General features: G+C 37.2%; 22 protein-coding genes. All 22 read left to right on the top strand.

Annotation, left to right across the window (positions count from 1 at the left end; genetic code table 11):
* On the top strand, positions 1-879 hold the full coding sequence (gene sdaAA / locus CWS01_RS02795) for an L-serine ammonia-lyase, iron-sulfur-dependent, subunit alpha (protein WP_101175527.1): 879 nt from the start codon (positions 1-3) through the stop codon (positions 877-879).
* A 1-nt stretch (position 880) separates the two neighbouring features.
* A complete protein-coding gene (recG, locus tag CWS01_RS02790; protein WP_101175560.1) occupies positions 881-2,929 on the top strand; it encodes an ATP-dependent DNA helicase RecG in 2,049 nt (682 codons plus the stop codon).
* 321 nt (positions 2,930-3,250) lie between these two features.
* Positions 3,251-3,814 (top strand): transcription factor FapR, encoded by a 564-nt coding sequence (gene fapR / locus CWS01_RS02785; RefSeq protein WP_101175526.1) that lies wholly within the window; start codon positions 3,251-3,253, stop codon positions 3,812-3,814.
* A 19-nt stretch (positions 3,815-3,833) separates the two neighbouring features.
* Positions 3,834-4,814, top strand: coding sequence for a phosphate acyltransferase PlsX (gene plsX, locus CWS01_RS02780; protein ID WP_101175525.1), 981 nt, complete (start codon positions 3,834-3,836; stop codon positions 4,812-4,814).
* Positions 4,815-4,883: 69 nt separating this feature from the next.
* Positions 4,884-5,828 carry an ACP S-malonyltransferase gene (gene fabD / locus CWS01_RS02775; protein WP_101175524.1) on the top strand — a complete coding sequence of 315 codons (945 nt, stop codon included), beginning with the start codon at positions 4,884-4,886 and terminating at the stop codon, positions 5,826-5,828.
* 1 nt (position 5,829) lies between these two features.
* Complete coding sequence (gene fabG / locus CWS01_RS02770; RefSeq protein ID WP_101175523.1) at positions 5,830-6,573, top strand: 3-oxoacyl-[acyl-carrier-protein] reductase; 744 nt, start codon at positions 5,830-5,832, stop codon at positions 6,571-6,573.
* 106 nt (positions 6,574-6,679) lie between these two features.
* Entirely contained in the window at positions 6,680-6,910 is a 231-nt protein-coding gene (locus CWS01_RS02765; protein ID WP_101175522.1) for an acyl carrier protein, read from the top strand.
* A 181-nt stretch (positions 6,911-7,091) separates the two neighbouring features.
* Positions 7,092-7,856, top strand: coding sequence for a ribonuclease III (gene rnc, locus CWS01_RS02760; RefSeq protein ID WP_101175521.1), 765 nt, complete (start codon positions 7,092-7,094; stop codon positions 7,854-7,856).
* Between the two features lie 90 nt (positions 7,857-7,946).
* Complete coding sequence (smc, locus tag CWS01_RS02755; protein ID WP_101175520.1) at positions 7,947-11,513, top strand: chromosome segregation protein SMC; 3,567 nt, start codon at positions 7,947-7,949, stop codon at positions 11,511-11,513.
* A 34-nt stretch (positions 11,514-11,547) separates the two neighbouring features.
* Entirely contained in the window at positions 11,548-12,540 is a 993-nt protein-coding gene (gene ftsY, locus CWS01_RS02750; protein ID WP_101175519.1) for a signal recognition particle-docking protein FtsY, read from the top strand.
* A 181-nt stretch (positions 12,541-12,721) separates the two neighbouring features.
* The gene (locus CWS01_RS02745) at positions 12,722-12,931 is read left to right on the top strand and encodes a hypothetical protein (protein ID WP_101175518.1); all 210 of its coding nucleotides are present in this window, start codon (positions 12,722-12,724) and stop codon (positions 12,929-12,931) included.
* Between the two features lie 344 nt (positions 12,932-13,275).
* On the top strand, positions 13,276-13,608 hold the full coding sequence (locus tag CWS01_RS02740; RefSeq protein ID WP_101175517.1) for a putative DNA-binding protein: 333 nt from the start codon (positions 13,276-13,278) through the stop codon (positions 13,606-13,608).
* Between the two features lie 12 nt (positions 13,609-13,620).
* Complete coding sequence (gene ffh, locus CWS01_RS02735; protein ID WP_101175516.1) at positions 13,621-14,973, top strand: signal recognition particle protein; 1,353 nt, start codon at positions 13,621-13,623, stop codon at positions 14,971-14,973.
* A 131-nt stretch (positions 14,974-15,104) separates the two neighbouring features.
* A complete protein-coding gene (gene rpsP, locus CWS01_RS02730) occupies positions 15,105-15,377 on the top strand; it encodes a 30S ribosomal protein S16 (RefSeq protein ID WP_101175515.1) in 273 nt (90 codons plus the stop codon).
* Between the two features lie 12 nt (positions 15,378-15,389).
* Positions 15,390-15,620, top strand: coding sequence for a KH domain-containing protein (locus tag CWS01_RS02725; protein WP_101175514.1), 231 nt, complete (start codon positions 15,390-15,392; stop codon positions 15,618-15,620).
* Positions 15,621-15,679: 59 nt separating this feature from the next.
* On the top strand, positions 15,680-16,066 hold the full coding sequence (locus tag CWS01_RS02720; RefSeq protein ID WP_101175513.1) for a YlqD family protein: 387 nt from the start codon (positions 15,680-15,682) through the stop codon (positions 16,064-16,066).
* Positions 16,067-16,076: 10 nt separating this feature from the next.
* Positions 16,077-16,592, top strand: a complete 516-nt coding sequence (rimM, locus tag CWS01_RS02715) for a ribosome maturation factor RimM (RefSeq protein ID WP_101175559.1) — start codon at positions 16,077-16,079, stop codon at positions 16,590-16,592.
* The gene (gene trmD / locus CWS01_RS02710) at positions 16,592-17,329 is read left to right on the top strand and encodes a tRNA (guanosine(37)-N1)-methyltransferase TrmD (RefSeq protein ID WP_101175512.1); all 738 of its coding nucleotides are present in this window, start codon (positions 16,592-16,594) and stop codon (positions 17,327-17,329) included. Before rimM ends, trmD begins: the two co-directional genes overlap by 1 nt.
* Positions 17,330-17,478: 149 nt before the next feature.
* Positions 17,479-17,823 carry a 50S ribosomal protein L19 gene (gene rplS / locus CWS01_RS02705; RefSeq protein ID WP_101175511.1) on the top strand — a complete coding sequence of 115 codons (345 nt, stop codon included), beginning with the start codon at positions 17,479-17,481 and terminating at the stop codon, positions 17,821-17,823.
* 347 nt (positions 17,824-18,170) lie between these two features.
* Positions 18,171-18,725, top strand: a complete 555-nt coding sequence (lepB, locus tag CWS01_RS02700) for a signal peptidase I (protein WP_101175510.1) — start codon at positions 18,171-18,173, stop codon at positions 18,723-18,725.
* A gap of 250 nt (positions 18,726-18,975) precedes the next feature.
* On the top strand, positions 18,976-19,848 hold the full coding sequence (gene ylqF, locus CWS01_RS02695; protein WP_101175509.1) for a ribosome biogenesis GTPase YlqF: 873 nt from the start codon (positions 18,976-18,978) through the stop codon (positions 19,846-19,848).
* Between the two features lie 176 nt (positions 19,849-20,024).
* On the top strand, positions 20,025-20,813 hold the full coding sequence (locus CWS01_RS02690; RefSeq protein ID WP_101175508.1) for a ribonuclease HII: 789 nt from the start codon (positions 20,025-20,027) through the stop codon (positions 20,811-20,813).
* Positions 20,814-20,842: the final 29 nt, after the last annotated feature.

The following is a 20,842-nucleotide window of genomic DNA, read 5'->3' as shown; positions in this document are numbered from 1 at the left end:
ATGTTCCGTAATGTGGCAGAATTAGTGGAAATGGCAAAAACAAAAGGGATACCGATATCGGAGTTAATGATTTTACAGGAAATCGAAGTGACAGGGAGAAAAAGAGAGGAAATTATCGCCCAAATGGATATTAATCTAACAGTAATGGAACAAGCTGTTGAACGGGGGTTAAATGGAGTGTCTTCCCATTCCGGATTAACAGGTGGGGATGCTGTTCTGCTGCAGAATTATATAAAAAAAGGCAATTACTTATCTGGTGAAATTATCTTAGACGCTGTCAGCAAAGCGGTTGCAACAAATGAGGTGAATGCAGCAATGGGAACAATCTGTGCAACGCCAACGGCTGGCTCTGCTGGTGTGGTGCCTGGAACATTATTTGCAGTAAAAAATAAATTAAATCCAACAAGAGAACAAATGTTGGCATTTTTATTTACAGCAGGTGCATTTGGTTTTATAGTTGCTAATAACGCTAGCATTTCCGGTGCTGCTGGAGGATGCCAAGCGGAAGTAGGTTCTGCTAGCGGCATGGCTGCAGCAGCGATTGTTGAAATGGCTGGCGGGACTCCAGAACAAAGTGCCCATGCGATGGCAATTACTTTAAAGAATATGTTAGGGCTTGTATGTGATCCTGTAGCAGGGTTAGTAGAAGTGCCGTGTGTCAAAAGAAATGCAATGGGGGCAGCAAATGCCATGATAGCAGCAGATATGGCTCTTGCAGGCATTACAAGCCGCATTCCTTGTGATGAAGTAATTGACAGCATGTACCGTATTGGACAATCGATGCCGAACTCGTTAAAAGAAACTGCACAAGGAGGGTTGGCGGCAACACCAACTGCACGGAAACTAGAAGCAGAAATCTTTGGTAAAGCTGCATTATAAGGTGAATGAACAACTAAACAAAAGTCTCGATAAGCTAAAAGGAATTGGTCCTGAAACAAAAAAGCAGTTAGAAGAAATGAATATTGATACGATTTATGATTTGCTCGAATACTTCCCTTATCGTTATGAAGACTATCGGCTGCGTAATTTAGAAGAGATCAAACATGAAGAAAAAGTGACGGTAGAAGGGAAGGTTCATAGTGAACCATCCCTTGTTTTTTACGGAAAAAAAAGATCCCGTTTAACCATTAAGCTATTAGTAGAGAACTATTTAATAAGTGTTGTTTTTTTTAATCAGCATTATTTAAAAAGTAAATTAGCTGTAAATGAACTAATTACTGTTACTGGCAAGTGGGACCAGCATAGACAAACAATTACTGCGAATCACTTGCAGATTGGCAGCAATCAAAAAGCACAGGATTTTGAGCCGGTATATACAGTAAAAGGAAGCATTACGGTAAAAGGACTAAGAAAATTTATTTCCAATGCATTATCCCAATATGAAGGGGAAGTAGAAGAAATTTTCCCCGATTCTTTATTGACCAAATATCGTCTTCTTAGAAGAAAAGAGGCGTTGCGCATTATTCACTTTCCTAAAGACAGGGAAGAGCTAAAGCAAGCAAGACGCCGATTTGTGTATGAAGAGTTTTTATTGTTTCAGCTGAAAATGCAAGGATTGAGAAAATATGAAAGAGAACATTCAAAAGGAATTTCACAAAATCATGATGTTAATCAATTAAGAGCATTTATCGACTCCTTGCCATTTCCCTTAACTTCTGCACAAAAAAGAGTCGTAAATGAAATTATAAAAGATATGAAATCGCCATATAGGATGAATCGTCTTCTTCAGGGGGACGTAGGATCAGGAAAAACAGTGGTAGCTGCTGTTGTGTTATATGCAACTATTTTAGCTGGTTTTCAAGGTGCGCTCATGGTCCCAACTGAAATACTTGCAGAACAGCATGCGGAGTCGCTTCAGAAGCTGTTCGAGCCTTTTGGCATTACCTGCGCATTACTTACTAGTTCAGTAAAAGGCAAAAGAAGAAGGGAATTGTTGGCTCATCTCAAAGAAGGAAAGATTGATGTGTTAATCGGCACACATGCACTAATTCAAGAGGAGGTGGAATTTAAGGCGTTAGGGCTTGTTATTACAGATGAACAGCATCGATTCGGGGTTAATCAAAGGCGAGTCCTTCGGGAAAAAGGCACAAATCCCGATGTTTTATTTATGACAGCAACGCCAATACCAAGAACTCTTGCCATCACTGTTTTTGGAGAAATGGATGTCAGTATTATCGATGAAATGCCTGCAGGGCGAAAAACAATCGAAACATATTGGGCAAAACATGATATGCTAACAAGAATTCTGCAATTTATGGAAAAGGAATTATCGCAAGGCAGACAAAGTTATGTTATTTGCCCACTTATTGAAGAGTCAGAAAAACTTGATTTACAAAATGCAGTAGATGTGCACGCAACACTCTCACAGTTTTTTCAAAATCGCTATCAAGTCGGCTTGATGCACGGCAAACTTCATCCAGATGAAAAAGATGCCATGATGAAACAATTCAGCGATAATAAAATTCAAGTTCTTGTCAGTACAACCGTTGTGGAAGTTGGGGTTAATGTGCCTAATGCGACCTTTATGCTTGTATATGATGCAGAGCGATTTGGACTATCCCAACTTCACCAACTTAGAGGCCGTGTTGGACGTGGAGATGCCCAATCTTATTGTGTGTTGATTGCCGATCCAAAAACAGATGTTGGCAAAGAGCGAATGAAAATTATGACAGAAACAAATGATGGGTTTGTGCTAAGTGAAAAGGATTTGGAATTAAGAGGGCCAGGAGACTTTTTCGGTAAAAAGCAAAGTGGGATGCCCGAGTTTAAAATGGCAGATATGGTCCATGACTATAGAACGCTGGAGACAGCTAGAAATGATGCGGCAGTGCTTATCGATTCTCCGGTATTTTGGGAAGGGGAGGAATATAAAAACTTGCGAAAATATGTAACAGATACAGGTGTTTTTTCAGGAGAAAAACTGGATTAGGATGTTTTTCTGATGAAAAGACTATGTTAAAGCTCATTGTTGATTTGAACACTTTACTGATTGGAGAGGCTGGGGGATTAGCGAAACAGAGCTTTGATCTGAACAGGAGCAAAGCGATGAAGCGACTCGGCGTTTGCCCTCACGGAAAGCGAACGCCTCTTCCTACAATCAATAGGCAATTGTAAGAGAGCCTATGAAAAGGTGAACAAAATGAACTTTGTCTATACTAAAAAAGGTAGGTGCAATATTCCTTGCAATCTACCTTTTTTAATTATATACTACTATTAGTACCTAGTCTTAATATCACGGACGGTGTTGCAAATGAGAAGAAATAAAAAAGAGCGCCAAGCATTATTGGTCACGACGATCAAAGAAACACCTTTTATTACAGATGAAGATTTGGCGGAAAAATTTTCTGTTAGCGTACAAACCATTCGTCTTGATCGTTTGGAATTATCGATTCCGGAATTAAGAGAGCGAATAAAGAATGTGGCAGAAAAAACATTTGATGATGAAGTTAAATCATTGCCGCTGGATGAAGTAATAGGGGAAATCATCGATATGGAACTGGATCATGCCGCTATATCGATTTTTGAAGTGAAAGAAGAACATGCGTTTAAACGGAACGGCATTGCAAGAGGCCATTATTTATTTGCACAAGCAAATTCCTTAGCTGTTGCCCTTATTAATGATGATTTTGCTCTGACTGCTAAAGCGAATATTCATTTTACCAGATCAGTTAAATTAGGCGAAAGAATTATAGCAAAAGCAAAAGTGGTAAATATAGATACAGAGACCGGCAGAACATATGTCGAAGTAAAGAGCTTTGTTAATGCAGAATTAGTTTTTGTTGGAGAATTTGAAATGTATCGCGTAAAAAAATAAAGAAAGCAGGAACATGTTTATGAAGATCGCAATTGATGCAATGGGCGGAGATCATGCACCAAAAGAAATTGTATTAGGTGCGATGAAAGCTGTTCAAGCATTTCCTGATATCGAAATCTTGCTTATCGGAAATGAAGAGAAAATCACTTCCTACTTAACGGATAAAAATAGAATAGAAATTTTACATACAGAAGAAATGATTTTGGCAACAGACGAGCCAGTTCGTGCTGTTCGCAAAAAAAAGAACGCCAGCATGGTGCTTGGAGCGAATGAAGTGAAAGAGGGACGAGCAGATGCTTTTATCTCAGCAGGAAATACCGGTGCTTTAATGGCAGCAGGATTATTTGTCGTTGGTCGAATTGACGGTATTGAACGTCCTGCTTTGTCTCCGACACTCCCAACAATTGGCGGAGATGGTTTTCTCTTATTGGATGTAGGAGCGAATGTGGATGCAAAACCTAATCATTTAGTGCAATATGCCATTATGGGAAGCATTTATACGGAAAACGTGCTTGGTATTAAAAATCCAAGAGTTGGTTTATTAAACATTGGAGCGGAAGAAAAAAAAGGCAATGAATTAACGAAAAAAACATTTGAATTATTGCAAGAGGAAAAAATTAATTTTATTGGCAATGTAGAAGCAAGGGATTTGTTAAGTGGTGTTTGCGATGTGGTTGTAACAGATGGCTTTACAGGCAATATGGTCTTAAAATCAATTGAAGGAACGGCTCTTTCCATCTTTAAAATGCTGAAGGGGACGTTGATGAGCAGTATGAAGTCAAAACTTGCCGCAGCGGTTTTAAAGCCGGATTTAAAAGGTTTGAGGGCTAAACTTGATTATTCAGAATATGGTGGTGCTGCCTTGTTCGGATTAAATGCGCCAGTGATAAAAGCACATGGGTCATCAGACAGCAACGCTATTTATAATGCGATTAGACAAGCAAGAGATGTCGTAAAGTCAGAAGTGATAACAACAATAAAAAAAGCGATTGAATTATAAAAAAGAATTTCTATCGGCAGATTTTAGAACTGCCACAGAGATTGGCGAATAGAGAAAGGAAGATTAAGAATGGGCAAAATTGCGTTTGTATTTCCTGGGCAAGGCTCACAAGCGGTAGGCATGGGAAAAGAATTGGCTGCTAATTTTGAACAAGCACAAGCTTTGTTTAAAAAAGCGGATGAAAAATTAAATTTTCCTTTAAGTGAATTGATATTTGAAGGACCAAAAGAGGAATTGACTTTAACACATAATACACAGCCAGCACTGCTTACAACAAGTATGGCTCTACTTTCCCATTTTGAGCAATCGGGCATAAAAGCTGATTATGTTGCAGGACACAGTTTGGGAGAATATTCTGCACTTGTTGCAAGTGGTGTTGTATCTTTTGAAGATGCTGTGTATGCTGTGCGAAAAAGAGGGGAATTTATGCAAGAGGCGGTTCCACAAGGTGAAGGTGCCATGGCAGCTGTTCTAGGATTAGACCGGGAGGCACTTATTCATGTGACGGAAACGGTTACAAATGAAGGCTTTGACGTGCAGCTTGCGAATTTAAACTGTCCAGGACAAATTGTCATTTCTGGTACAGCTAAAGGTGTGGAGCTTGCAAGTGCAAAAGCGAAAGAAGCTGGAGCAAAAAGAGCGCTTCCTCTTGAAGTAAGCGGTCCTTTTCATTCCGAGTTAATGAAGCCGGCAGCAGACAAATTTGCAAGCGTTTTGGATGAGATAACGATGAATGATGCAAAAATTCCTGTTATTGCTAATGTGACAGCAAGCCCAATCAGCAAAAAAGAAGAAATAAAAGAGCTGTTAATTGAGCAATTATATTCTTCTGTACTTTGGGAAGATTCTGTGCAAAAGCTAATTGATTTAGGTGTTGATACATTTATTGAAATTGGACCTGGAAAAGTATTAGCAGGTTTAATCAAAAAAATAGATCGTAAAGTGAAAATTTACTCTGTTTATGATGAAGAAACAAGTTCAGCTGTTGCGAATGTGTTAAAGGAGGAGAATTAAGATGAAACTACAAGGAAAAGTAGCACTAGTTACAGGAGCCTCCCGCGGTATCGGCAAATCCATTGCCATTGAACTTGCAAAACAAGGAGCAAATATTGCTGTAAACTATGCAGGAAGCGTAGATCGCGCTAATGAAGTAGTAGCAGAAATTAAAAGCTTAGGAAGAGAAGCTGTTGTCATTCAATGTGATGTGGCAAATGCAGATTCCGTTAGCCAAATGATAAAAACAACGCTTGATGCATTTGGCACGATTGATATTCTCGTGAATAATGCAGGCATTACAAAAGATAATTTATTAATGCGCATGAAAGAAACAGAATGGGACGATGTTATTAATACGAACTTAAAAGGAGTATTTCTTTGCACAAAAGCAGTTACTCGTCCAATGATGAAACAAAGAAAAGGCCGAATTATTAATATTACTTCCATTGTAGGCGTTACAGGCAATCCTGGTCAAGCAAACTATGTGGCAGCAAAAGCAGGAGTAATCGGCTTTACAAAAACAACTGCAAAAGAATTGGCGCAAAGAAATATTACCGTTAATGCAATTGCCCCAGGTTTTATTACAACAGATATGACAGATAAACTGACAGATGAAGTAAAACAGGCGATGCTTGGCCAAATTCCGTTAGGGGCATTTGGCAATCCAGAAGATATCGCAAATGCTGTTGTATTTTTAGCATCGGAAGAAAGCGGGTATATTACAGGCCAGACTCTGCATATAGATGGCGGTATGTATATGTAAAACAAATTTAATTTTAGATTTTTGCTGATTTAATGCAACTGTAAAAAAAAGAGCATTTATTATTTGGCGAAAATACACTATAATGCATTGAGGGGAGGTGAAAAGAATGGCAGATGTTTTAGAACGTGTAACAAAAATCGTTGTTGATCGTCTTGGTGTAGAAGAATCTGAAGTAACACTTGAAGCTTCTTTTAAAGATGATTTAGGTGCAGATTCTCTTGATGTAGTGGAACTTGTTATGGAATTAGAAGATGAGTTTGACATGGAAATCTCTGACGACGACGCTGAAAAGATTGCTACAGTAGGTGATGCTGTTAATTACATAAGTAATCGATAAGTCGCAAACACTAAAGCTCCGATTATTCGGAGCTTTTCCGGTGTGTTGATTCAAAATTTTAACATATCGGTACCTATAGAAATGCTTGGAAAGAAAAAAACTTTCCAAGTTTCTTTGCGTTTTTTATCTTTTTTACTTAAACTTGATATTGATTGTAAACTTAGCTTAAGGTGGAGGCAAAATGCGAGGCAACGGAAAAGACAAACGAACTATTCGTCCAAATGAAAAAAAATTAAAAGAACTACAATTAAAACTTGGTATAGAATTTCAAAATGAAAAATTGCTAAAACAAGCTTTTACCCATTCATCATATGTGAATGAGCATCGAAGAAAGCCGCATGAAGATAATGAAAGACTTGAATTTCTTGGAGACGCCGTTCTAGAGTTGACTGTTTCTCAATTTCTTTTTAAAAAATATCCACTGATGTCAGAAGGGGAATTAACGAAATTAAGAGCGGCTATTGTATGTGAGCCTTCCCTTGTTGCTTTTGCAAACGACCAATTATTTGGCAGTTTTGTGCTACTCGGAAAGGGAGAAGAAATGACTGGCGGAAGAACAAGACCAGCGTTGCTTGCCGATGTTTTTGAAGCATTTATCGGTGCCCTTTATTTAGACCAGGGAATGGATACTGTAATTGCCTTTTTAGATAAGGCAGTCTTTCCAAAAATAAATGCCGGTGCTTTTTCTCATGTGATGGATTTTAAAAGTCAACTTCAAGAGTATGTGCAAAGAGATGCGTATGGATCTATTGAATATCGAATTCTAATGGAGAAGGGGCCTGCCCATAATAGAGAGTTTATTTCCCAAGTATTATTGAATGGCAATGAACTTGGTACAGGGACTGGGCGGTCAAAAAAAGAAGCAGAGCAGCATGCTGCTCAAATGGCGCTTGCTATGCTGAAAGCAGACTTAAATAAAGAATTTGTGCAAAAAAAAGAAAAATAAACGATAGAGATAAAAAACAATATTAGTTCTACAATCACCTTTTGAAGACAGCAGGAAATAGACAAACTAAAAAAACTTGGGGGTGAGGATATGTTTTTAAAACGCTTGGATTGTTTAGGCTTTAAATCTTTTGCAGACCGTATTTCTGTTGATTTTGTTCCAGGCGTAACGGCAGTTGTCGGCCCAAATGGAAGCGGAAAAAGCAATATTATCGATGCAATACGTTGGGTGCTTGGAGAACAGTCTGCAAAGTCACTTAGGGGAAGCAAAATGGAAGATGTTATTTTTGCTGGAAGCGATACAAGAAATGCCGTAAACTTTGCAGAAGTAACATTAACATTAGAAAATGAGGATCATTTTCTCCCCCTTGACTTTCACGAAGTAAGCATTACGCGCAGAGTCTATCGTTCTGGCGATAGTGAGTATCTTATTAATAAACAAACGTGCCGTTTAAAAGATATTGTCGATTTGTTTATGGATTCCGGTTTGGGAAGAGAAGCATTTTCGATTATTAGTCAAGGGAAAGTAGAAGAAATATTAAATAGCAAAGCAGAAGAACGGCGCTCTATTTTTGAAGAAGCTGCTGGTGTTTTGAAATATAAAACAAGAAAAAAGAAAGCAGAAACGAAGCTTGTGGAAACACAAGGGAATTTAAATCGAGTCAACGATATTTTGTCTGAACTAGAAGGGCAAGTAGAACCTCTAAAAATTCAAGCTTCCATAGCAAAAGACTATTTAGAACAAAAAGAGAATTTAGAGCAAATTGAAGTAGCTTTAATGGTTTATGATATTGAAGAAGCCCATCAAAAATATCAAAAAGCAACTAATAGTCTAGAAAAGTACAAGCAAGAGGAATTGACATTGTCTTCTTTATTGCAAGGCAAAGAAGCAAAGATGGAAGAAATAAAAAATCATATTTCGGCGCTAGATGAATCGATTGATGATCTTCAAGCAGTGTTGCTTCTAGTCAGTGAAGAACTTGAAAAATTAGAGGGCAAAAAAGAGGTTCTGAAAGAAAGAAAAAAGAATGCTACACAAAATAGGGAACAGTTAGAGAAAAATAAGCTGGAACTAAAAAATCGTGTAGATGGGTTAGAGAAAGAAAAAAGCAAACAACAGTATCTTGTAAGCAATTTGCAAGTAGAGGCAGCACAAATTGAAGAAAAGCTAAAGAAAAATGAACAAAACTTACAATTATATAGTGAAAATTTAGAAGAAAAGCTCGAAACATTAAAAAGCGATTATTTTGAGTTCCTCAGTGAACAGGCTGCCGCTAAAAATGAAAGCAATTATATTAAACAGCAGTTAGACACTCAAAGCCGCAGAACAACGGAGCTTGAAGCAGATAATGAAAAATATATCCGTGAAAGACAAAGCATTTTCGGCCAAAAACAGGAGATAATAGCGAAAATAGAAAGCTTGTCTAGGGAACTAGAAGAAGTAAATGGTTTTTTGAAAGAAAAGTTAGCAGTTGTCGATCAAACAAAAGCGAAACTAGAAAAAATTGAAAAGTCTATGTATCAATCTTATCAGTTTATTCAACAAGCCAAGTCGAGAAAAGAGATGCTTGAGGAATTAGAAGAGGATTATGCAGGCTTTTTCCAAGGGGTTAAAGAGGTATTAAAAGCGCGGGGCAAATCATTAATGGGTATTCACGGGGCAGTTGCAGAATTAATGCAAGTGCCGAAAAATTACAGTGTCAGCATGGAAATTGCTCTTGGTGGCAGCATGCAGCATATTGTGGTCGAAACAGAAGCAAATGGTCGGGAAGCCATTAACTTCTTAAAGAAAAATGGCTACGGACGAGCAACCTTTTTGCCGATGAATGTGATTAAAGGAAAAATCCTGGCAGAATCTCAGCGCCGTTTAATAGAAAATCATCCTTCTTATATGGGGGTAGCGGCAGAGCTTATTAGTTATGATCTTAAATATAAAGAAATTATTGGCAATCTACTCGGAAATGTTGTGATTACGAAAGATTTAAAAGGCGCCAATGAAATGGCGAAGCTTTTGCAATATCGTTCGCGCTTTGTAACATTAGAGGGAGAAATTGTCAATCCAGGCGGTTCTATGACAGGCGGTGCCATCAAACAAAAATCTGCATCCATTCTAACGCGAAAAGGAGAATTGGAAGAGCTAAAACAGAAGATTTTTGAAATGGAAAAAACATCTCTTAAATGGGAAGACCAATTAAGAAATGGCAAAGAGCTGCTTTTGATAGAAGAAGACAGTGTAGGAAAACTTCGTTTGCATGAAGAAGATCTCCGTTTTCAAATGCAAGGAAGGAAAGATGATTTAAAAGAGATTGAATTTGCAGAACGAACCATGAACGAAAAATTAACTCAATATGATCGCAATAAAACAGATTTTCAAAAAGAAAAAGAGACGCTCGAAACAAGACAAAATGAGCTTTTTTCTTTATTAAATGAGCAAAAGCAAAAAATAGTCGTGTTAGAGAAAGAGATTGCCCAATTAACAGAGCAAAAAAATAAACAAAGTGTTTCAAAAGATGCTGTTTCAAAAGAAATTGGGGAATTAAGGGTTCAAGATGCAGCAAAGAAAGAGCAATTGGCTCATGCAGAAGAAAAGCTTGCTGCATTAACTTTTGAGTGGGATGAGAATCAAAAAAAATGGGGCAATGTAACAGAGGATTTGGAGCTGCTTTCCTCTGAAATGACATCCAGCAATTCTGGAGAAGAATATTTAGAAACGGCAGCGGAGCAAAAATCTGCGGAGAAAAAGGAAACAATCCAACTGATTTCCAGTAGAAGAGAAGAGCGTTTAAAACTGCAAACAGCGCTTGAAGACCTTGAAATGGAAACAAAGGAAAATCGCCGAATCCATCGTGGAATGGTTCAAGCGCTAAAGGATGAAGAGATTAAATTAAATCGTATTGATGTAGAATTGGATACAAGACTTTCTCAGCTTAGAGAAGAATATTTGTTGACATATGAAGGGGCGAAAGTAGATTATCCTCTTACAATGGAAGTAGAAGTGGCGCGCAAAAAGGTGAAATTAATCAAACTTGTCATTGAAGAACTTGGGACAGTTAATTTAGGCGCCATTGAAGAATATGAGCGAGTTTCAGAGCGTCATGACTTTTTATTAGAACAAAAAACGGATCTAGAAAATGCAAAAGATACTTTGTACCAAGTTATTGATGAAATGGACGATGAAATGACAAAACGATTTAAAGAAACATTTGAGGGAATCAGAACCCATTTTGAACCGATTTTCCAAAGTTTATTTGGCGGGGGACGAGCAGATTTGCGTTTAACGAATCCAGAAGACTTATTAAATACAGGAGTCGAAATTGTTGCACAGCCTCCTGGGAAAAAGCTGCAAAATCTTGGACTTTTATCAGGCGGCGAAAGAGCGTTGACTGCAATAGCTTTGTTATTTTCCATTCTAAAAATCCGTCCTGTTCCATTTTGCATTTTGGATGAAGTAGAAGCAGCTTTGGATGAGGCAAATGTATTTCGTTTTAGTTCCTATTTAAAATCATACAGCTCCGAAACACAATTTATTGTGATTACACACCGCAAAGGAACAATGGAAGAAGCAGATGTTTTATATGGAGTGACGATGCAAGAATCAGGTGTGTCAAAATTAGTATCTGTGCGCATAAGTGAAATGGATGAACTTGTTGCAACATAATTAATTTTACTTAGATAGAGAGAGAAGGGTAACTATGAGCTTTTTTAAGAAATTAAAGGAAAAGATGTCTCAGCAGACAAATGCAGTGACAGAAAAATTTAAAGACGGTTTATCTAAAACAAGAAATAATTTTTCTGAAAAAGTAAATGATCTTGTATCACGCTATCGCAAAGTGGATGAAGATTTTTTCGAAGAGCTGGAAGAAATTCTAATTGGTGCAGATGTTGGTTTCGATACAGTAATGGAATTAGTCGATGAATTGAAAAAAGAAGTAAAAAGAAAAAACATTCAAGATCCAAGAGAAGTGCAAGCTGTTATTTCTGAGAAATTGGTTACTATTTATGAACAAGCTGGCGATGAATCTATGTCTGCCATTAATATGCAAAAAGATGGATTAACAGTTATTTTATTTGTTGGTGTAAATGGTGTAGGAAAAACGACGACAATTGGAAAATTGGCTCACCTTTATAAATCAGAAGGCAAAAAAGTGCTTATGGCTGCAGGAGATACTTTTCGTGCTGGTGCAATTGAACAGCTTGAGGTATGGGGAGAACGTGTTGGAGTGGATGTAATTAAACAAGTCGCTGGCTCTGACCCGGCAGCTGTTATGTATGATGCTATTCATGCAGCTAAATCACGCCAAGCAGATATTTTATTATGTGATACAGCAGGTCGCCTGCAAAATAAAGTAAACTTAATGAATGAGTTGGAAAAGGTGAAACGAGTAATAGAACGAGAAGTTCCAGGAGCGCCTCATGAGGTATTGTTGGTGCTCGATGCAACAACAGGACAAAATGCACTGGTGCAGGCTAAAACCTTTAAAGAAGCGACAAATGTGAGTGGTATCGTTCTTACAAAATTAGATGGCACTGCAAAGGGTGGAATTGTACTTGCCATCCGCAATGAACTGAAAATCCCAGTTAAACTAGTTGGTTTAGGGGAAAAAATGGATGATCTGCAAAACTTTGATGCAGAAAAATATGTGTACGGATTATTTTCTAATCTTGTGGAAGAAGCTGAAGAATAAAAAACAGCGGAGAAATGAACTTCTCCGCTATTTTTTATGAATAAGATAAAATTTACCAATTGATTAAAGGTTATAAATATAAAAAAAGGATTCATACTAAAAACAGAGCAAAAAGTAGGGAGGGATTCCCATTTTTCTGCAAATATTTATATCCATTTTTATTGTTATTGGTATTCTTCTATTGGTAAAAGGCCATCTTATTCAGCATAAAGCTTATTATCATTTAGGAAATATGCTAAATAGCCCCAGCTATTTAACAAATGAAGAGAATATTTTAACAGTGGAAGCAGAAACGTTATTTTTAACGAGTCTTTCTGGCGTGCGCCTAAAAATCATTGGCGTTTTGCTGATTGCTATTCCAAGTAGTATTCTGATACTAGTGAGTATTTGAGTGAACATCTAAAGTGAAAAGAGGGGGATTTATAGTTCCTCTCTTTTTGCTTTAACCATGATTGGTCTAATATAAAGAAAAGACGAATTTTTTGGCAACTCATCAGCCTTACGAGATGGGAAAGAACTCTAGCTTACCAGTATACACCCCAAACAGTATCTTACCGGCAGAGAATTTCATCTGTTTTAAAGAAAAATGTAAAAGTCCTCGATTATCTTCCTGTAAAAAATACTATAAAAAATGATATGCTAATATTCTTGTAAAGATAAAATCTTGACATATATATATACTCTGTGTAAAATATTCAATGTAAAGGCTTTTGACTTAACACGGAGGTATTTTCGATGCTTGAAAAAACAACACGCATGAATTATCTTTACGATTTTTATCAATCGCTGTTGACACCGAAGCAACGAAGCTATATGTCTCTTTATTATTTGGATGATTATTCTCTTGGTGAAATTGCAGACGAATATGATGTAAGTCGTCAAGCGGTTTATGATAATATTAAACGTACAGAAGCAATGCTTGAGGAATATGAGAATAAATTATTATTGCTCCAGAAGTTTCAAGAGCGCACTGCACTTTTGGCACAGATGAAAGAAATGCTCGATAAAGGCAACTATTCTGTTTCTGCGCTGCAAAAGGCAATTATTGAGCTGGAGGAATTAGATTAAGGAGGCTGACGTATGGCATTTGAAGGGTTAGCTGACCGACTGCAGAATACAATTCAAAAGATTCGCGGAAAAGGGAAAGTTAATGAAGCGGATGTAAAAGAAATGATGCGTGAAGTTCGCCTTGCCTTATTAGAAGCGGATGTTAACTTTAAAGTAGTGAAAGAGTTCGTGAAAAAAGTTGGCGAACGTGCAGTTGGACAAGAAGTGCTGAAAAGTTTAACTCCTGGGCAGCAAGTTATTAAAGTAGTAAAAGAAGAGCTGACAGAACTGATGGGTGGGGAACAAAGCAAAATTGCTGTTTCCAATCGTCCCCCAACTGTTATTATGATGGTTGGATTGCAAGGGGCAGGGAAAACCACTACAACTGGAAAATTAGCTAATTTATTGCGTAAAAAACATAATCGAAACCCTCTTCTTGTTGCAGCGGATATTTATCGTCCCGCAGCCATTAAACAGCTAGAAACTTTAGGGAAACAATTAGATTTCCCGGTTTTTTCTCTTGGTGATCAAGTCAGCCCTGTTGAAATTGCCAAACAAGCAATTGCAAAGGCAAAAGAAGATCATCATGATTATGTTTTAATTGATACAGCAGGTCGTTTGCATGTAGATGAAGCTCTAATGGATGAATTAAAGCAGATAAAAGAACTAACAAAACCTGATGAAATTTTCCTTGTTGTTGACGCAATGACAGGACAAGATGCTGTTAATGTTGCTGGCAGCTTTAATGACCAGCTTGGATTAACAGGGGTTGTATTAACCAAACTCGATGGAGATACACGAGGCGGGGCAGCTCTTTCTATACGTTCTGTTACCCAAACGCCGATTAAGTTTGTCGGTTTAGGGGAAAAAATGGATGCGTTAGAGCCATTTCATCCAGAACGTATGGCATCCAGAATACTTGGGATGGGTGATGTTTTAAGCTTAATTGAAAAAGCGCAGATTAATGTAGATGAGGAAAAAGCGAGAGAATTGGAAAAGAAAATAAAAACAGCTTCTTTCACTTTTGATGATTTCCTTGAACAATTAGGACAGGTAAGAAATATGGGACCACTTGATGAACTCCTAAAAATGATGCCTGGCGCAAATAAAATTAAAGGCTTAAATAATTTGCAGGTAGATGAAAAGCAAATTGCCCATGTGGAAGCGATTATCCGCTCCATGACAAAAGAGGAAAAAGAACATCCAGAAATTATCAATGCCAATAGAAGAAAACGTATTGCAAAAGGAAGCGGCAGAACCGTTCCTGAAGTAAACAGACTTCTAAAACAGTTTGAAGACATGAAAAAAATGATGAAACAAATGACCAATATGGGTCAAAAAGGCAAGAAAAAAGGTGGCTTTAAATTACCTTTTAATCCATTTTAAACAGGAAAAAACCGCAAGATAAAAAGAATTTGCTAAGAATGTAAAGTCTGACAAGAAAAAACACTTTACAAACAGGCAAACAATTGATAATATACTATCTTGTGTGAAACTATTCGGAGGTGCAATTTTAAATGGCAGTAAAAATTCGTTTAAAACGTATGGGAGCAAATAAATCTCCTTTTTATCGTATCGTAGTAGCAGATTCTCGTTCACCACGTGATGGACGTTTCATTGAAACAGTAGGAACTTACAATCCAGTAGCAAATCCTGCTATCGTAGACATCAACGAAGAAAAAGCTCTACAATGGTTACAAAATGGTGCAAAACCATCTGATACAGTTCGTAACCTATTATCAAGCCAAGGTATTATGGAAAAATTCCACAATATCAAAAACGGCAAGTAATTAGTTCTGGAAATGAAAGAGCTTATAGAAACGATTGTTAAGCCCCTTGTTGATTTTCCAGATGAAGTAACGGTACAAGTTACGGAAGAGGATAATCACATCATTTATTTGCTTTCTGTCAACAAGAATGACATCGGAAAGGTAATTGGAAAGCAAGGAAGAGTTGCAAAAGCGATTCGAACGATTGTTTACTCGGCAGGATCATTACAACAGAAGAAGCTAATTATCGAAATAGGCAAATGAGAGGAGGAGGGGAAACCCTTCTCCTTTTTTAATAGAATGAATCTGTTAAGGAGGAAAAGATGAAAATACTCCAGTCCGTTATTGTAAAGCAGATACTAACAGAGAAAACAAAAGCCAGATTGACTGAAAAATATAAACATGAAATAATGCAGCTAGATAAAGAGCATGAACAATTGCTTTTTGAAGAGAAAAAGCAGCTGCGCAACTATGTATTGCAAGAAACAAAGATAAAAAGCTATTATAAAAACGAACGAAATAAAAGAATGAAAAAAAAGACAGCGATTGAGTTTCAATTGGAACAAATACATATACTACCACTAGGCAGTGAAATAGAAGAACGAGAAGCAACTGCGATTGTGGAGATTAAAGAAGGCGATAGCTGGGAAGACCAGACTGCTTTGAAAACGATTGTTATTAAAGATGGAATCGTTCATGAAATTCATTAGAGGTGAAAATATGGAAAAATGGTTTAATGTTGGGAAAATAGTTAATACACATGGTATTAGAGGCGAAGTTCGTGTAATTTCACGGACTGATTTTCCGGAAGAACGCTATAAAGTAGGCAATGAAATTTACTTTTTTCAAACAGATAAAAGTGATCCGCTAGAACTTGTAATTAAAAGTCATCGTGTACATAAAAATTTTAATCTGTTAACTTTTGCTGATTTGGATAATGTGAATCAAGTAGAGTATATGAAAGGCGGATTATTAAAAGTTCCAGAAAGTCATTTAGGGGAGCTTGCAGAAAATGAATACTATTTTCATGAAATTATCGGCTGTAAGGTTCAAACGATAGAAGGAAATGAGCTTGGCGAGATTACAGAAATTTTAACACCTGGTGCCAATGATGTTTGGGTAGTGAAGGGTGAAAATAAGGAAGAAATCCTTATTCCTTATATTGAAGAAGTGGTAATGAAGGTAGATGTAAAAGAAAAGCTAGTGATTATTGAGCCGATGGAAGGGCTGTTTTAATGAAAATTGATGTATTAACACTATTTCCAGAAATGTTTGATGGGGTTTTTAATAGTTCTATATTAAAAAAAGCAAAAGAAGCAGAAAAGGTTTCCTATAATATCGTCAATTTTCGAGACTACTCTGATAATAAACATCAATCTGTTGACGATTATCCGTATGGAGGGGGCGCTGGCATGGTTTTAAAGCCACAGCCTATCTTTGATGCGGTTAGTGATTTAAAAGGCAAAGGAAGTGCCTCACCTCGCGTTATTTTAATGTGCCCCCAAGGAGAAAGATACTCTCAGAAAAAGGCAGAAGAGCTTGCCAAAGACGATCATTTAATATTTATTTGCGGCCACTATGAAGGCTATGATGAAAGAATTAGAGAACATTTAGTAACAGATGAGATTTCTATCGGCGATTATGTCCTTACTGGCGGCGAACTCGGTTCCATGGTCGTTATAGACAGTGTTGTCCGCCTTCTTCCTGGGGTACTAGGGAAAGTTGCGTCACATGAAAATGATTCTTTTAGTACAGGTCTGCTTGAACACCCTCACTACACCCGTCCAGCAGATTTTAGAGGAATGAAGGTTCCTGATACACTTCTTTCTGGCAATCATGCTTATATTGAAGAATGGCGAGAGAAGGAATCTCTTAGAAGAACGCTCAAGAGGCGCCCTGATCTGTTAGAAAACTATCTGTTAACAGATAAACAGAAAAAAATGCTAGAAGAATTGAAAAAAACAATAGATTAGATATTGATGTTGCATGTTTTTTATGATAAGATAACACTTGTGACTTAAGCAGAATTTATTTCTGAACTTTTGTCTTATAAACGATGTTCCGCTGCAAGAGTTCTCTTATATATGAGTGCAAGAGCGTCCGTTGGAAGGAGTTGAAAACGATGCAAAAATTAATAGAAGAAATCACAAAAGAACAACTTCGTTCAGATCTTCCTGCGTTCCGTCCTGGTGACACTGTACGTGTACACGTTAAAGTTGTTGAGGGTACTCGCGAGCGTATTCAGGTATACGAAGGTGTTGTGATTAAGCGTCGTGGTGGTGGAATTAGCGAAACTTTTACAGTGCGTAAAGTTTCTTACGGAGTAGGCGTTGAACGTACTTTCCCTGTTAACACACCAAAAATTGCGAAGCTTGAAGTTATTCGTCGCGGTAAAGTTCGCCGTGCTAAACTTTACTACCTACGTAACCTACGTGGTAAAAAAGCTCGTATTAAAGAAATTCGATAATCGCAATCAAAAAAGAGCTTGTGCTTACAGCAAGCTCTTTTTTATTTTCTAAATTACTATTATTCATTTAACTAGCAATAGCTTCTATAAAAAATCCTAGTCACAGTGGTTAAAACGTTTATTTTTTACAATAATGATGGACATAAAGCGTAAAGTTTACTTTAATATAGCATTTCGATTAAAATAGAGATGGATTTAGTGTGCATTCATAAAAAGAAGAAACCATCATTTTTATAATCGATTACTGCATTTTTAATAATGGTGTGATAAGAGGTTTGATTATAAAAAAGTGGATTAAGGAAGTATACAAAAAGTAAGCATACAATGGACAAGGATCGGTGAATAAAATGGCTAAAAAGAAGAAAAGCGAAGTGTGGGAATGGAGCAAAGCACTTATTATCGCTGTATTATTGGCGTTTGTTATTCGTTACTTTTTATTTGCGCCAATTGTGGTAGATGGAGAATCAATGATGCCGACACTTCATGATCAAGACAGGATGATCGTCAATAAGCTGAATTATAAAATTAGCGATCCTAAACGCTTTGATATTATTGTTTTTCATGCACCAGAAGGAAAAGATTATATAAAAAGAATTATTGGGCTTCCAGGAGATACATTGGAGTATAAAGACGATGTTCTTTATATCAATGGCAAGGCATATGAAGAACCTTATCTAGAGGAATATAAAAAACAAGTAGTGGATGGCCCGCTGACAGAATCATTTACACTAGAAGAAAAAACAGGTGAAAAGACTGTGCCTGAAGGGGAATTATTTGTAATGGGGGATAACAGACGAGACAGCAAAGACTCCAGGCATATTGGAACTGTTTCCTTTGAAAAAGTGCTGGGGAATACAAGTGTGATTTACTGGCCAATATCTGATATCCGCATTATTAAATAAGGCTATGTTCTAAAAGATTATTGTTTTTGAATAGGTTTTGTTCACTCAAATTGTTCATAAAGAAGTTGATTGGAGTGGGTGTGCGAGACTCCTATGGGAATGCTCACCGCCCGTCCCGCAGAAAGAGGGCATCACGGAGCGGAAATTAACTACTCCTTTTTTATTAAATAGCAACAAAGATTACGAAAACAGCCTTAAATAAAAGGATAGAAACGGACAGCTTAAAGGAATTAGAGATAGGTGGTTAATAATGACAATTCAATGGTTTCCAGGCCATATGGCGAAAGCAAGAAGACAAGTAACAGAAAAGCTTAAACTTGTAGATATTATATTTGAATTAGTAGATGCGAGGATTCCACAATCTTCTCGCAATCCAATGATTGATGAGATTATTCAGCATAAACCAAGATTAGTGCTTTTAAACAAGGCAGATATGGCAGATAAAGAGAAAACAAAAGCATGGATAGCTTATTTTCAAAAACAAGGAATAAAAGCAATTGCTATTAATTCCCAAGCTGGTGTCGGTATGAAAGAAATTACAGCACTTGCGAAAGAAGTGCTGGCCGAAAAATTTGACCGCATGAAGGCAAAAGGTGTTAGACCGAGAGCGATTCGTGCGATGATTGTTGGTATTCCAAATGCGGGTAAATCGACTTTGATTAACCGCCTTGCGAAAAAAAATATTGCCAAAACGGGCAATACCCCTGGTGTAACAAAAGCACAGCAGTGGATTAAAGTAGGCAAAGAACTTGAACTTTTGGACACGCCAGGAATATTGTGGCCAAAATTTGAGGATCAAAATGTGGGGCTAAAGCTTGCGTTGACAGGGGCGATTAAAGACACGATTTTAAATTTACAGGATATTGCGATTTATGGCTTGCGGTTCTTAGAAAAAGAATACCCAGCCCGCTTAAAAGAACGATATCAGCTAAAAGAGATTCCAGAAGATATTGTGGAGCTGTTTGATCAAATCGGTCAAGTGCGTGGATGTTTAACAGGCGGTGGAATCGTCGACTATGATAAAGTCACAGAGCTTGTCATTAGAGACATCCGCAGTGAAAAATTAGGACCGCTAACATTGGAAAATGCAGGCGAACTAGAGACAGCAAACAATAATGAATAAGCAAGTACAATAGGGGATTTGTCTGCAGATGGCAGATCCCTTTTTTTCTTTGTATATAATAAAAAAGCGGCAATCCGTTGCTTTAAGCAGAAGCTAGTTAAGACGATATAAAAGGAAACGTCAATAGCAGAAAAGGAAGCATTAGCGCTGCGAAATAAAAAAGGAGTCGGTTTACAGTGAGCACAATAACAATAAAAGAAATAAAAGCCAAATTAGCATCGATAACAACAAGTGATGATCCATTTATTGAAGAGATAACAAACGATGAAAGAAAAGGGGTTCAGACGCTTTTAAAAGGATGGAAAAACAAACGGGAAAAAGAGTTAGTGCTCCATGAAAAGTTTTTGGCTTTAACATCATATGAACAAGATTTGTACAAGAGAGGATATCAATATATAGCAGGGATTGATGAAGTTGGAAGAGGCCCTCTTGCAGGCCCTGTTGTAACAGCTGCTGTGATACTTCCTGATGATTTTTATTTGCCAGGAATTGATGACTCAAAAAAGCTTTCTGAACAGAAACGAGAAGAATATTTTACAATTATCCAAAAAGAAGCGATTGCAATAGGCATTGGCATGATGGATGCAAAAGAAATAGACAGAATTAATATTTATGAAGCAACAAAACAAGCAATGTTAATGGCAATTGAGGAACTACCGACTAAACCAGATTATTTATTAATAGATGCGATGAAGTTAGCTACCCCAATTCCTAGCACTTCCATTATTAAAGGAGACAGCAAAAGCGTGTCTATTGCAGCAGCAAGCATTATTGCTAAGGTAACAAGAGATCATTTGATGAAAGAACTAGATAAAGAGCTTCCTGCTTATGGTTTTGGAAAAAATATGGGGTATGGCACAAAAGAACATATAGAAGCATTAAAAAAAGAAGGAGTCACAGAGTATCATCGCAAAAGCTTTTCGCCAGTAAAGGAAATGGCTCTATCCTCTATTAATGGGCAATAAACATCTGGGAATAGTTAAAAAACTAGCTA

The organism is Niallia nealsonii (assembly GCF_002835805.1).
Lineage (GTDB): Bacteria > Bacillota > Bacilli > Bacillales > Cytobacillaceae > Niallia > Niallia nealsonii.
The sequence above is the reverse complement of the archived record's forward strand: the minus strand, read 5'-3'. Positions and strand labels throughout refer to the sequence as shown.